This is a genomic window from Bordetella tumulicola (assembly GCF_054779135.1).
In genome coordinates this window covers 720,437-734,087 of the sequence record NZ_BAAGYU010000010.1, presented here as the reverse complement: position 1 = coordinate 734,087, position 13,651 = coordinate 720,437, and the positions used below count along the sequence as shown (strand labels likewise).

Annotated in this window: 14 protein-coding genes; 4 read left to right on the top strand and 10 right to left on the bottom strand. The window is 58.7% G+C overall.

Annotated elements, in window-relative coordinates; all coding sequences use genetic code 11:
• Positions 1–4 precede the first annotated feature (4 nt).
• Entirely contained in the window at positions 5–1,537 is a 1,533-nt protein-coding gene (locus ACYVDM_RS20725; protein WP_415788380.1) for a PepSY domain-containing protein, read from the top strand.
• Positions 1,538–1,551: 14 nt separating this feature from the next.
• Here ACYVDM_RS20725 and ACYVDM_RS20720 read toward each other — a convergent pair whose 3' ends face one another.
• The 3 genes from ACYVDM_RS20720 to ACYVDM_RS20710 all read right to left on the bottom strand — a co-directional run bounded on the left by ACYVDM_RS20720 (position 1,552) and on the right by ACYVDM_RS20710 (position 4,240).
• Positions 1,552–2,301, bottom strand: coding sequence for an SDR family NAD(P)-dependent oxidoreductase (locus tag ACYVDM_RS20720; RefSeq protein WP_415788378.1), 750 nt, complete (start codon positions 2,299–2,301; stop codon positions 1,552–1,554).
• 104 nt (positions 2,302–2,405) lie between these two features.
• A complete protein-coding gene (locus ACYVDM_RS20715; protein WP_415788376.1) occupies positions 2,406–3,323 on the bottom strand; it encodes an MBL fold metallo-hydrolase in 918 nt (305 codons plus the stop codon).
• Between the two features lie 89 nt (positions 3,324–3,412).
• A complete protein-coding gene (locus ACYVDM_RS20710; RefSeq protein ID WP_415788886.1) occupies positions 3,413–4,240 on the bottom strand; it encodes an alpha/beta fold hydrolase in 828 nt (275 codons plus the stop codon).
• 595 nt (positions 4,241–4,835) lie between these two features.
• On the opposite strand from ACYVDM_RS20710, the gene ACYVDM_RS20705 reads away from it, so the two are divergent.
• Complete coding sequence (locus ACYVDM_RS20705) at positions 4,836–5,459, top strand: DedA family protein (RefSeq protein ID WP_415788375.1); 624 nt, start codon at positions 4,836–4,838, stop codon at positions 5,457–5,459.
• 10 nt (positions 5,460–5,469) lie between these two features.
• On the opposite strand, the gene ACYVDM_RS20700 is transcribed toward ACYVDM_RS20705, so the two are convergent.
• Together ACYVDM_RS20700 and ACYVDM_RS20695 are read right to left on the bottom strand one after the other, a co-directional pair.
• The gene (locus tag ACYVDM_RS20700) at positions 5,470–6,825 is read right to left on the bottom strand and encodes an alanine/glycine:cation symporter family protein (protein WP_415788373.1); all 1,356 of its coding nucleotides are present in this window, start codon (positions 6,823–6,825) and stop codon (positions 5,470–5,472) included.
• Positions 6,826–6,962: 137 nt separating this feature from the next.
• Positions 6,963–7,730, bottom strand: coding sequence for a YdcF family protein (locus tag ACYVDM_RS20695; protein WP_415788372.1), 768 nt, complete (start codon positions 7,728–7,730; stop codon positions 6,963–6,965).
• Between the two features lie 217 nt (positions 7,731–7,947).
• Here ACYVDM_RS20695 and ACYVDM_RS20690 point away from each other — a divergent pair, with 217 nt between their 5' ends.
• On the top strand, positions 7,948–8,586 hold the full coding sequence (locus ACYVDM_RS20690) for a hypothetical protein (protein WP_415788370.1): 639 nt from the start codon (positions 7,948–7,950) through the stop codon (positions 8,584–8,586).
• A 57-nt stretch (positions 8,587–8,643) separates the two neighbouring features.
• On the opposite strand, the gene ACYVDM_RS20685 is transcribed toward ACYVDM_RS20690, so the two are convergent.
• Positions 8,644–9,537, bottom strand: a complete 894-nt coding sequence (locus ACYVDM_RS20685) for an AraC family transcriptional regulator (RefSeq protein ID WP_415788368.1) — start codon at positions 9,535–9,537, stop codon at positions 8,644–8,646.
• Positions 9,538–9,680: 143 nt separating this feature from the next.
• Here ACYVDM_RS20685 and ACYVDM_RS20680 point away from each other — a divergent pair, with 143 nt between their 5' ends.
• Entirely contained in the window at positions 9,681–10,436 is a 756-nt protein-coding gene (locus ACYVDM_RS20680) for an SDR family NAD(P)-dependent oxidoreductase (protein WP_415788366.1), read from the top strand.
• 40 nt (positions 10,437–10,476) lie between these two features.
• Here the strand turns inward: ACYVDM_RS20680 and ACYVDM_RS20675 are convergent, their stop codons facing one another.
• The 4 genes from ACYVDM_RS20675 to ACYVDM_RS20660 all read right to left on the bottom strand — a co-directional run bounded on the left by ACYVDM_RS20675 (position 10,477) and on the right by ACYVDM_RS20660 (position 13,649).
• Positions 10,477–10,986 carry a hypothetical protein gene (locus tag ACYVDM_RS20675; protein WP_415788364.1) on the bottom strand — a complete coding sequence of 170 codons (510 nt, stop codon included), beginning with the start codon at positions 10,984–10,986 and terminating at the stop codon, positions 10,477–10,479.
• A gap of 42 nt (positions 10,987–11,028) precedes the next feature.
• On the bottom strand, positions 11,029–12,156 hold the full coding sequence (locus ACYVDM_RS20670; protein ID WP_415788362.1) for an aminotransferase class V-fold PLP-dependent enzyme: 1,128 nt from the start codon (positions 12,154–12,156) through the stop codon (positions 11,029–11,031).
• A gap of 232 nt (positions 12,157–12,388) precedes the next feature.
• Complete coding sequence (locus tag ACYVDM_RS20665; RefSeq protein ID WP_415788360.1) at positions 12,389–12,838, bottom strand: PA2169 family four-helix-bundle protein; 450 nt, start codon at positions 12,836–12,838, stop codon at positions 12,389–12,391.
• Between the two features lie 322 nt (positions 12,839–13,160).
• A complete protein-coding gene (locus ACYVDM_RS20660) occupies positions 13,161–13,649 on the bottom strand; it encodes a MarR family winged helix-turn-helix transcriptional regulator (protein ID WP_415788358.1) in 489 nt (162 codons plus the stop codon).
• Positions 13,650–13,651: the final 2 nt, after the last annotated feature.

Sequence of the window (13,651 nt, the reverse complement as noted above, 5' to 3'; positions counted from 1 at the left end):
AGTCATGGCTCAATCCAGGTTCAAGGCTACGCTCATTTGGCTGCACAAATGGATAGGGGTCGTTCTGGTCCTGTTCTTTACGATGTGGTTTGCCAGCGGCATCGTGCTCTATTTCGTGCCCTTTCCCGCACTGACCGAGACAGAGCGGCTCGCCGAACTCCCCGTGATCGAAGCCGGCAGCGATTGCTGCCTGAACGCGGAGGAGGCGGCGCGCCTAGCGGGTCTGCAGATAGGCGCAGCCAGGCTGGGCATGCATGCCGACAGTCCCGTCTGGCGGGTGCTCACCACATCACGTGACACATCCTCCAGGCAATCAGATCATTGGCAAATGCTGGATGCCCGCACGGGTGCATTGCTACCCGCCATGGATGCTGCCCAAGCTGCGGCAGTTGCAGAAGCGTTCAGCGAACGACACGCATATGCTGTTGAACCCGTGGAGCGCGATCAATGGACGGTCCCGCAGGGTCTCGACCCATATCGGCCGCTATACAAAGTGAGCATGGGCGCCGGCGCGCAAGGTGATGATGGCTTGGAACTTTACGTTTCAGCCCAGGCTGCAGAAGTCGTGCGCGACACCCGGCGCGCCGAACGCTTCTGGAACTGGCTCGGCGCCGTCCCGCATTGGATCTATCCCACGGTACTGCGGCAATTTCCGCGTGCCTGGCACCATGTGGTGGTATGGCTTTCCGTTCCCGGCGTAGTGCTCGCGGTCAGCGGCCTGGCACTTGGCGCGTGGCAGTTATTTCTGAATCGGTCGCGCTGGATTCCCTACCGAAAGTTCTGGATGCGTTGGCATCATATCCTGGGACTGGCAGCGGCCGTTTTCACATTGACGTGGATTTTTTCCGGCTTGCTGTCCATGAACCCGTTCGGCGTATTCAGTCCAGGCAGGCCCAATAATGCCGAGCTGCAGAACTGGCATGGAACCATCAAGGGGCCGACGCTACCGGTGCGTGATGCACTACAGTTGACCAAACGGGACGGCGACAACGTCCGTGAAGTACGCCTGATCAGCGTCGATGGCGAGTCCTGGTACTTGATGCGCAGTGCTAATCATCAGCGACTGGTGCACGCCGATCGAAGGTTATTACCGGTCTCATTCGAACGCCTGCCCGACGAGTTGATAATCGGTGCTCTGGTCCGATTGCGAGATTCAGAGCCTACGCAATTGGACTATCTGCAGGCCTATGATTCGCAGTATTACTCCCGCTACCCGCTTTCCCCAGATAACCGCTGGCAGCGGCCGTTGCCGGTATGGCGCGCGGCGTGGGAGGACGGAACAACGATCTATGCGGATCCTGGCAGCGGCCGGCTTCTGTTGCGGGTAGACGACTCCGGTCGATGGCAGCGCATCCTCTACCATGGATTACATAGTCTGGATTTCTCCATACTGATGCAGCGGCCGCGATTACGGGATGCACTCGTCATCGGCTTATCCCTACTCGGGCTCGTCATGTGCGTCACCGCTTGTGTGCTGGCATGGCGATCGGTGTTCCCGAACAAGCGCAGGCGCACGCCTGCGCGTGACGATGACTAAGTTTCTTCACCCCGTCAAGTCAGCGCGATGCCTCCGTCGACACGCAGGACGACACCTGTAATGAACTGACTTTCATCTGACGCCAGGAACAGCGCAGCACTGGCCAGCTCGTCCGATTTCGCCAGCCGACCAAGCGGAATTGCCGACGCCATGCCCTGCTCGAACGCCGCTCGGTCTGATTTAGCGACGCCCAATTTTTCGAGAATGGGCGTGTCGGTGGGTCCGGGGCTCAGTACATTGACGCGGATCTTGCTGGCTTTGAACTCCAACGCCCAGGCGCGTGCAAAGGCCTCGATGGCGGCTTTAGAGCCGGCATAGACCGCATGATTTTCCAGCACTTTCGCACTCGCAATGGAACTCGTCAGGATAATCGAGCCACCTGCGCGCATCAACGGCAACGCCTTGGTGACGCCGAAGAACACCGCGCGCGTGTTGATGTCAAACTGGCTGTCGTAGCTGTCGACGGTCACCGCCGACGAAGGCTCGATGTTGTTCATGCCAGCATTGGCCATGTAGATATCGATGGCGCCAAACCGTTCGCCGACCTCGGCCATCATGCGATCGTGCGTCGACAGGTCGGCGACGTCGCCGACCACACCGAACGCGGTGGGTCCCAGTTGTGCCACCGCATCGTCGACGGCCTGTTGTCGCCGTCCAAGGATCGCGACACGCGCGCCTTCGGCAACAAAGGCCTGGGCAGAGGCCAGGCCAATGCCACTATTACCGCCGGTGATCACTGCGGTTTTTCCCGAGAGTTTTTTCATGGTTATTCCTTGATTGACATGGACGATGGACACGGCACCCTGCGAATGTGCGTCCCAGGATGCCGCGTGGCCATCACAATGAAGTCGTATGGAAGGCGGCGGAATCAGTAATCCCAGATGATGGGAACCCAACGAAAGGCTTTTCCATCGACCGCTACCCGACCAAGAGACGGAAACGGCAAATGCGCGGCCACCAACAGCCCACCGTTCTGAGCCAATTCTTGGAAAAGGCCGATACGAACGCGTGCCGACTCTTCGGGATCATGCTCGAAGCCGTTGTGCCAATCCGGGTGATCGAACCCGACCGGAAACATCGCGTCGCCCGCAAAGGTCAACCGTTCGCCGCCAGACACCAAGTCGACAATGCTGTGCCCTGGTGTATGGCCGCCGGTGACACGGACGAACACGCCCGGCGCGACTTCATGCTTGTCTTGAAAAATGTGCAGCCGGTCGCGGTATTCGTTGTAGAAACTCGTGGCAGTTGTCCTGAGCACGGCCGGCACGGGCTTGGGCATGACGGTGTGAGAGAAATCGGGCGACGTCCAGAACTCGACTTCGGCCGCCGACACATGGATGCGCACATCTGGGCGCAAGCGCTTCTTGACGTCGTCAACGAGTAGCCCGCCCACGTGGTCCATGTGCATATGGGTGATGATCACATCGGTCACGGATTCCAGAGCGATGCCCGCGGATTCCAATCGCTGAGGAAATTGTCCAGCACGCGGGAAACCCGGAAATTGCCCGCCCAGTCCGGCATCGATGAGAATGGTCTGGTCTGCGCTACGGGCCACCATCACATTCAACGGCCAGTCGAACGCGTCTGGCGGCATGAACATGTGATCTAGCCAATTCGCCAGGTCGACCGGATCCACATTGGTGGCCATCGTCGCCGTTGGCAGCGGCAAGACGCCATCGCTGACGACCATCGCGTCAATGTCACCAATCCTCAATGCATAACGGGAGGGAACCAGATCGACGGGTGTGACGCTAGTGGATTGCAAGGTGTTGTCTACGGAAAGCATGATGAAATCTCCTAAAGGACACTGGACCGCCGGCCACGATGTGCCGGCGGTGACGGCAAACGTTCGTTCGAGCGCTGGACCTGGCGTTATCAGTTGCGCAGGAAAGCCAACAAATCGGCGTTAATGCGGTCCTGCAGGGTCGAGGTGAGACCATGCGGTGCGCCGGGGTAATAGATCGCCTGGGCGTTCTTCACCAGTCGCACGGCCTTTTTCGCTGAATCGTGAATAGGCACGATCTGATCGTCCTCGCCGTGCATGAACAGTGTCGGCACGTCGATCCTCTTCAGGTCTTCGGTGAAATCGGTCTCGGAAAAAGCCTTGACGCATTCATAGGCGTTCTTCTGGCCGCTTTGCATACTCCACAGCCAGAACTGATCCAACAGTCCTTGCGAGACCTTGGCGCCATCGCGATTGGCGCCATAGAACGGAATGGCCAGCTCTTTGTAGAACTGCGAGCGATCGCCGGCCACGCCCTTGCGGATGCCGTCGAAAACCTCTATCGGCAGGCCTTCGGGATTGCTAGCCGACTTGAGCATCACCGGCGGCACTGCGCCGATCAGCACCGCTTTAGCCACGCGCTTGGTACCGTGGCGGCCAATGTAGCGCGCGACTTCGCCGCCACCGGTCGAGTGTCCAACCATCGTGATGTCCTTCAAGTCGAGCGACTCGATCAACTGCGCCAAGTCGTCGGCGTAGCCGTTCATGTCATTGCCAGACGAGGGCTGACTCGAGCGGCCATGTCCGCGTCGGTCATGCGCAATAACGCGAAAGCCGTTCTGCGCGAGGAAGTGCATTTGTCCGTCCCAGGCATCGGCGTTCAGCGGCCAGCCGTGCGAAAAGGTGACGACAGGGCCCTTGCCCCAGTCCTTGTAGTAGATCTGCGTACCGTCCTGCATGGTGATCGTATTGCTGGTCATGGTCGAACTCCCGTTAGGTTCAGGTTGGCGTTGCGAGGCTGCTTCGACGCGGCCGGCGAAGACACCGGCCGCGAGTACTGCACTACTGGCGATAAGACTGCGACGAACTGGGTTGTGCGAGTTGTCCATAAAGTTCTCGTGTCAGGGGGGAAAGGGTGAGGGCATCGTAGGTCGCAGCTCCGAGACGCGGTAGGCATACCGCAGGAAGCACGCTGTTGCATTGCGCGCACCAATACCGTCGATACACGAGGTGTTCGTTAACGTACGTTGAGAGAAGACAGCGATTGATCCAGCCCTTGCTACGGCGACACCAAACAAACGCCCGTCCCCTCGCACAGGCTCATTCTTTGATTGTTGTCATTCGTGCAACACCATGCGTCCTTTCCGAGTCCTACCCTCGTTCAAGCTGGGCCTCTAGCATCAATGCCGATGGTGCAAGACAGGACGCGCCGACCAAGACCAGTGGTCTCAGTCTCGTTGCATCAAACCGAGATCGCGACACACACTGCGTCGCGGCGTGTGTCGATTTACTCCTCACCTGATAGGCGAAGCATTGTGAAAAAAGAAATTTTCAGCACATCGACAGGAGCTCGCCATGCCGCCGCATGAATGGATCGCGCAGTACGGTGCGCTGCTGGTGTTCCTTAATGTCCTGGGCGCGTCCCTGGGCCTGCCTCTGCCCGTCATGCCGACGCTGATCGCGGTCGGGGCCAGTTATGTTCCAGGCGCGACAGGTTCATGGACGATTGCCTTGCCGCTTGTTCTCATGCTCGGCTTGGCCGTCCTGGCAGGTGTACTGGCAGATCTGATTTGGTATCGCGGCGGCATGCGCTACGGCACTCGCACACTGAACACGGTGTGCAGCCTAACGCTCTCGCGCGATGCGTGCGTTAGCAAGACCGAGAGAGTCTTCGGGCAATGGGGGGTGCGCCTGCTGATCGTGGCGCGGTTCGTTCCCGGCCTGTCGCTCGTCGCCGTGCCGCTGTGCGGCGCGATGGGGGTTCGCTTGCGTTCCTTTATCTGGCACGACTGCGCCGGACTAGCCCTATGGGCTGCGACAGGGCTAATCCTGGGCATCGCGTTCGCGGCCCAGATCCAAGACCTGCTGGCGGTACTGTCCGCCATGGGCGAGCAGACGCTGATCGTAATCGGCGCTGCCGTCGCCCTCTACCTGGTGTACCGCTACGCGCGGCGCGTACGAACGACCAACGCGCCCTAGTTTTACCTGGCTATTGCTCGGATTCGCGTTGGGCGAAATGCTCGCGCGTCAGCTTGACAACCACCGGCGACAGCATCACCAGGGCAATCAGGTTGGGAATGGCCATCAGGCCGTTCAAGGTGTCGGCCAACAGCCAGGCGAAATCTAGTTGCGCTATGGCGCCGAACGGCACGGCCAGCACCCAGATAATGCGGAACGGGAAAATAACGCGCACCCCCACCAGGAATTCCCAGCACCGCTCGCTCAGGTAGCTCCAGCCCAGGATGGTGGTAAAGGCAAAAATCGCCAGCGCCACCGCGATGATGTATTGACCGACACCAGGCAGGGCGGCCTCGAATGCCGCCGACGACAGCACCGCGCCGCTGTCGCCGCTGGTCCACAAGCCCGAGCACACAATGACCATGCCGGTCATGGTGCAGATGACAATGGTGTCGATGAAGGTGCCAATCATGCCGATCATGCCGGAACGCACCGGGCTGCTGCTGGCGCCCGCGGCCTGCACGATACCGGCCGTGCCCAGCCCTGCTTCGTTCGAGAAAATGCCGCGCGCCACGCCATAGCGCATGGCGGCCATGACAGCCGCGCCGGCAAACCCGCCCGTGGCCGCCACCGGCGAGAAAGCATGCGTAAAGACCAACTGAAACGCTGCCGGAATGGCATCGGCCATCACTACCAGCGCAGCCACCGAGGCGACGATATAGGCAACGCACATGAACGGCACCAATGCCTCGGCCACCGCACCGATGCGCCGGATACCGCCCAGCACCACCATGCCGATCAATACCATCGTGACCACACCAGTGACCCAATCGGGTACGCCGAAAGATGCGTGCAGGGCGTCGGACATACTGTTGACCTGCACCATGTTGCCAATGCCAAAGCCCGCCAGGCCGCCGAACAAGGCGAACAGCATACCCAGCCACGCCCACTTGGGGCCCAGGCCATTGCGAATAGCGTACATGGGTCCACCGGTGAATTCGCCGCGCGGATCTTTTTCCCGGTAATGCACGGCCAGCAGGACTTCGCTGTATTTGGTGGCCATGCCCACTAGCGCGGTCACCCACATCCAGAATAGCGCGCCGGGGCCACCCAGGAAGATAGCGGTAGCCACACCCGCAATGTTGCCGGTGCCCACCGTGGCGGCCAGGCTGGTCATCAGCGCCTGAAAGGGACTGATTTCGCCGGTATCGTCGCCCCGCTTGGTACGGCTGCGCCAGGCCAGCCGGAAGCCGGCCGCGATCTTGGTCAGAGGCATGAAGCCCAGGCGCAGCATCAGGTATAGCCCTGTGCCCAGGATAAGCACCAGCATCGGCGGCCCCCATACCAGGCCGTTGACGCTGTTCACAACAGAATCCAGGAATTGCATGGGTGCGCTCCTATTGGATGGATTGGTTTTCGGGCGATCTCACCAGCCGCGCGCGGCGCGATCGTGACATCGTACAGGACAGAATCGCCGGCGAACAGATGTCCTGATACCGGTCTGAGGGCAGCTGGGTACGGTCATCATGCGACCGCGACAGACGGGCCAGGATTCATCTTGGGTGGATTCCAGCCCATCATATTGTAGAGATAGTATCGAGCGATTCCGATATATTCGTGTATAGCGAAATCCGTTATGGCGAAGTTATACGCCAGGGGAAATACCGACGAAACTGGACTTAAATAGTCGGCACGTACAGGTATCGCAGACACACCAAAATGTTCAAAGTAGAGCAGACTACGTCGCATATGAATTCCTGATGTCACCAGGACGATGCGGTTAGCGTCATACTGCTTAAGCATTTGGCTCGCGAACTGGGCGTTTTGCCATGTGTTCAGGCTTGCCAACTCGAGCATGACGTCGGATGCATCGACACCCAGGCCAAGCACTACGCGTTTATAGATTTCCGCCTCTGGTAGGCCTACCTTTGAGGCATCACCACCGCTTAAAAGCAGTTTGCATTCTTCACTGGTCTTTCGGCAATTTGAGTAAAGCCGGGCCGCCTCCACCACTCTGGCATATGAAAACATAGCAGGCTCAACGCTATGTGTGATTTTTTCCGCGCCCGCGCCAAGCACCACAATCACATTGCGGTTACCCCAGGCGACACTCTGCTTGCGCGCGAAGCCGGATTGCAGACTCTCTGTGAACCAACCCGCAAGTGGACCACACCCTACCGACAACACATATATGGCCAATGCTGCGCAAACAACTATCCCTGTACGCCACCATTTTAGTGCTGCGCAACTCACAGCAATGACGACAAGCAATATCAATACGAAAAATGTCACGCAAAGTTCCTCTGCTGGCAGCACCTTGCTACAAAACGAATTCTAGCGAATACAACACCAGAGAAAAGACTCTTGTGTGTCGCACTGTATCTGCCCTTACCGAAGATACGTTGCACGCTTAAAACCTCACTTACGCGACATATCGGAGATACGCCAGACCCTTGTAATGGCACCCATCGACACACGCATGACACACCATTCCTACAGGGACAACCCCATGAATAAAGAGACTGCCTTTCGCTACCTGCACGGCTGGAAACTGTTCGGCTTGATCGCGCTGACCGTGGTAGCGTTCACGATAGGCACCATGCAGCTGTATCCCGACTGGGTCGACAGCGTCAGAAGCGCCATACGTGTCACCGCGCGGACCTCATTCATCCTGTTCCTGACGGCATTCGTGGCGTCAGCGCTGGCTGTACTGATTCCATCAGGCTTCACGCGCGGCCTGGTACGCGAGCGCCGCTATATCGGACTGGGTTTTGCGCTCTCGCATCTGGTGCATGCCATCGCCATCTACACTTATGGACAATTGAACGTTGAATTCTGGCCTGCCCGCAATTGGATCGCCAACGCGCCCGGATCGACAGGCTACCTATTCATCATCCTGATGGCGCTGACCTCGTTCCAAGGGCCCGCCAGCCTGATCGGTCCCGTGGCCTGGAAGCGCCTGCACGCCACTGGCATGTGGGTCATTGTCGCGGTGTTCTGCTATTCGTACTTCATGCGCATCCCCATGGACTCCGTCTATGCAATCCCCTATAGCATTCTGGCCGCCGCGGTCGTGGTACGTCTGTTGGGTAAACAAGCACAGGCCGTAAGGCGGCGCCAGTCTGCGCTAGCTGCGAGCCAGGCCTAACAATTGTGGGGCGGGATAGCGGCTGACATGACAACGGCCATCGAACAGCCAATAGACCTAGGCGGCCGACTGCATTCGGGTCTTGGCTGTCTTGATGTCCCGAGCCGGGGGCTGTCCGAACATACGGCCATACTCGCGTGTGAATTGCTGCACGCTCTCGTATCCCACTGCGTGGGCGGCGTTACTGATCACAACCCCATCGGCGAGCATGATGCGGCGCGCTTCGATCAGTCTAAGTTGCTTCTGAAACTGCAGCGGCGTCAGAGAGGTGATCGACCTGAAATGCTCGTGAAACGAGGACAGGCTCATCCCTGCGACCTCGGCCAAACGCTCTACCCGGAGTTGCTGGGCGAAGTTGCTCCGAATGAGTGCCACGGCGCGGCCCACACGTTGCGCATAACTATCAGCGACCCCCAGGCTACGAATTGCGCCGCCATGGCGGCCCGACAATAACCAAAAATGCAGCTCTCTCATGGACTGAGCCAGAAGAACGGGCATTGAAGCCGGTCGATCAAGCAGACGCAGCAAGCGCAACACGGTGTCCGCCACCTCGGCCTCGGTGGCGTCGACCCGCACGGGTTCGCCTGCTGCAAACGGCACGGCGCCGATCTCGACGACCAGGTTCTCGATCAGTGCCAGATCGAGCTCAATAACGAGCGAGATGTAGGGTTTACTCATATTGGCGCGGGTGATCTGGCTCACGGTAGGCACGTCCGCCGTGATCAATAGCGACTGCCCAGCGCCAAACTCAAAAGTCTCGCGTCCCATGGTGACCCGCTTGCTGCCTTGCAGCACTAGCGCAACCAGGGGCCTGTTGATGGCATAGAGCAACGCGCTTGGGCATGTCGCGCATATCAATGTGAGGCCCGGGACGGGCGTTTGGGCAACGCCGTTTTCGTCTGCGTGCGCCTGTACATAGCGATTGGCCGTTTCGAGCAAGAGGGTGTCCATGGAAGGATGCTAAATCACCTGGAAATCGAGAGCAATGATGCGCGGAGAAATAGGCAAAAACGACCGAGAATCCGGCAACACCGCTGACAACCGGTCAAGCATAGTTAAGTCCATGCCGTACCCCATTTTCTAAGGAGTTATTAATGACCACGATCTCAATCGTTACCGGCGGCAGCCGAGGCCTGGGCCGCAACACCGCTGTCAGCATCGCACGTCGCGGCGGTGACGTTATTCTCACCTATCTCAACGGTGCCGAGGACGCCAAAGCTGTCGTAGCCGAAATCGAAGCGCTGGGCCGTAAAGCTGTCGCATTGCAGCTTGACGTCGGTAACGCCAGCACTTTTCCCGCCTTCGTCGAGCAGGTCAGCGCCGCGCTCAAGACCACTTGGGGAGTGAATACGTTTAACCATCTCGTCAATAATGCCGGACACGGTGCGATGGCCAGCATCGCCGAGACGACAGAGGCCCAGTTCGACTCACTGTTCAATGTTCATGTCAAAGGCGTGTTCTTCCTGACGCAGAAGCTGCTGCCGCTACTGGCAGACGGTGGACGCATCGTTAACTTTTCATCGGGCTTGACCCGCATTGCAGCGCCCGGCTTCTCGGCCTACTCGGCGGCCAAGGGGGCCATTGAAACGCTGACGGTCTATCAGGCCAAGGAGTTTGCCAGTCGCGGCATCACAGCCAACACCATCGCCCCAGGCGCAATCGAAACCGATTTCCTGGGCGGTACCGTGCGTGATACGCCTGCCTACAATGATGCCTTTGCAAGCATGACCGCTCTTGGCCGCGTCGGCGTGCCGGATGACATTGGCCCCGCGGTGGCTAGCCTGCTCCACGCTGACAATCGCTGGGTGACCGCCCAGCGTATTGAAGTGTCGGGCGGCCAGAGCATTTAACGCGATGCCCTATGCCTCAGTCCTGTTGCGATAAGCGCCGTTAAGTCGTAGCCTCTTTCGAATACCAGCTCTGCGGCATCTCGAAAAGACCATCATCTCGTCGTGCACGCAGGTACTGAAGTTCCTCTGGCGGTATCACCATCTGCAACCATTGGCCGTCACCCGCCGGATCCAGCCCTGGACCGCCGTTGTTGTACAGCGCAGCCTTCAAAAATCCCAAATCACCGGGGTTCATGATGTTCCACCTGCAGTGCAGCAACGGGCGCGTGGCATAGATCTTCAGAATCGCCCGCTTGGCGCTGCTATCGAGCCATGGATTCTTCGCCTCGCCGGTAAGCAGGCTGATCATCTGAACAAAACGTGACTGGTGCGTACGGGCCGGTGCCGTCGCCTGTTCGGCGCCCCAGTGCGGCAGCTTGCCATTCATTTTTGCGACATAGAATCCTCGACCGATCTGCCCCGTTGGCGGCAAGAACCGCTCCTGGACCCCTACAGTGAGAATGTTCACGGCCGACGTCTCGCTCGTGCCGTGATAGCCAATAAAGTACATGCAGATCCTCCACGTTGCGTTAGGTTGAGGTTTAGACGCCCATCAGGACATGGCGTCCAGTGCCTGCTTCAGACTACCCACTGTACGATCCAGATTGTGCAGCTTGTCCAACCCGAACAACCCCAGCCGGAAGGTCTTGAAGTCGCTGGGCTCGTCGCACTGCAATGGCACACCCGCGGCGGCCTGGATACCTACCTCGGCGAATTTGCGAGTCGAATGTATGCCGTCATCATCGGTGTAGCTGACCACAACGCCAGGCGCGGTAAATCCGTCAGCCGCAACACTCTTGAAGCCCTTGTCCCGCAGCAAGGCACGCACCGCATCGCCTAGCGCCTGTTGTTCGGCGCGCACTTTGTCCAGACCATAAGCCTCGATTTCTAACATGACATCGCGCAGAACACTCAATGAGTCGGTGGGCAAGGTGGCATGGTAGGCATGGCCGCCCCCTTCATAGGCCTCCATGATTTGCAGCCATTTGCGCAAGTCGGCCGCAAAGCTGGTGCTGACCGTGTCGCCGATACGTTGACGCGCAGCATCACCCAACATGACCAGACCGCAGCATGCCGATGCCGTCCAGCCCTTCTGGGGAGCGCTGATCAAGATATCAACGCCGACCGCCTTCATGTCGACCCATATCGTGCCCGACGCAATGCAGTCCAGAACGAAGAGCCCACCCTCAGCGTGCACCGCATCGGCGACTTTGCGCAGGTAATCGTCGGGCAGAATGATGCCCGATGCGGTTTCGACGTGCGGTGCGAACACCAGATCGGGTTTGTGCTGCTTGATGGCCGCTACGACTTCATCGACCGGCGGCGGCATGAAAGCCGCCTGCCTGTCGGAGTTTTGGGGACGCGCCTTGAGCACGACCGTTTCCGAGGGAATGCTGCCCATGTCAAAAATTTGCGTCCAGCGATAACTGAACCAGCCATTGCGGATGACCAGACAACGCTTGTTCGTGGCAAATTGACGCGCGACAGCTTCCATGCCAAAAGTGCCGCTGCCCGGCACAACGATGGCGCACGAGGCGTTATAGGTTTGCTTCAGCACCCTGGAAATGTCTTTCATCACGCCCTGGAAAGCGTTCGACATATGGTTGACGGCACGATCGGTGTACACCACCGAGTATTCCAGCAAACCGTCCGGATCTACGTCAGGCAACAGACTGGGCATGTTTTGTCTCCTAAGTGTTGGACTCGCATCGCCCCGAACAGCACTCAGGACGTCTGGCGTTCGATCCAGTTTATACCGACCTCGCCATGCTCGCGCAGCCGGTCAGTCGAATCGACGAACGCCTACCGCATAGTTGGCGACCGCAAACGCTATAAAGATGAGCCCACTGAGGTGCCGTTGCACCGCGTTCACAGCACAAAAAAAACCCGGCAACCGCCGGGCGTGTAGGGCGCTACTTCGCGTCTTTGTAGCGGTTGCGCAGGTCACGGATTTGGTCATGGTTGCGCAGCACACCCTGATACTGACGCTCGACGATTGCGCGAATGTTCTCCGGCAGTTCCTCTTTCAACGCGTCGCTGTACTGGGTCTTAGCGACGTCTTCGCCGCGTTCGCACTCTTCCAGGATGGAGAGGTCGCTGCGGCCGGTGACGGCGGCCTTCACGTTCGTCCAGCCGCGATGCACAGCGCCGGCAACCGTGCCGCTGTCTTCGGGCTTGCCGCCCAATTGGTCCACCACGGCTTGCAGTTCGGCAGCCCCGGATGCGCAGTCGCGCGCGCGGTTCTTGAACAGCAGTTGCAGTTCAGAGTTCTTAGTGTCCTCGGCGGCGGCGTCAAAACCTTTTTCGCCGTTTTTGGAAGTTTCAATAAGATTATTCAATACCTTCACAACATGGTCGGCCATAGCATTCTCCATAACGGTTAACGGTTGTAGGGGTGAAACTCCCCTCTAGCCGCCATGGCTCCGCAAGTACTGTGCCCGATAACCAAGTCCCAGGGGACGCGCTCGACGTCCAAAGAACGGGCCCGCGCCCACGCAGTGGGTACTCTCTGCGTTAAAGCGGTGAGATCAGAAGTAGAATTTTCTCATTGGGGACTACCCTGACGGACAGGAAAACGAAGGCGATTATCCCGTACCGAACCATTCGCTGCTGCTTTCACGCTATCGCAAGTTTGTTGCAACGCCGCACATATATGGCGCGCTTGGCTTGCTCTTGGATCCCAGATCAAGAACCCGCTGACGGTCCTTCTTCCATGGCATCCGCAAATTTTCGCATCAGTCTTACGAAGACATCGAGTTCGTCTGCGCTCCAGTCCTTGAAGATCACTTGGCCCATTCGCGCGCGCGCAGCGTCGATGCGGTCTGTCATCGCCTTTCCCTTCGCGGAAATGACCGCCTCGCGCACACGACGATCAAGAGGACTTTCTCGGCGCTTCACAAGACCCAGACTGTCGAGCTTGGCGACCTGCCTGCTGATAGTGGTGTAGTCGCGTCCTGAGCGCTCAGCCAGTTCCACCACACCGATCGGCCCCAGTCGCTCGATACCCACGAGTACGGAAAACAGTGCGCGATCGAGTCGGATGCCGGCTTCTTCGATCATCTTCTCGTCGTTCTGTGGCCGGTTCAGCGCACTGACGATGCTGATCAGCGCGCCGTGCAGCACCTTCACCTGTTCAGAAATATGTGTATCTTGCACTTTTTTATTGGACGACATAA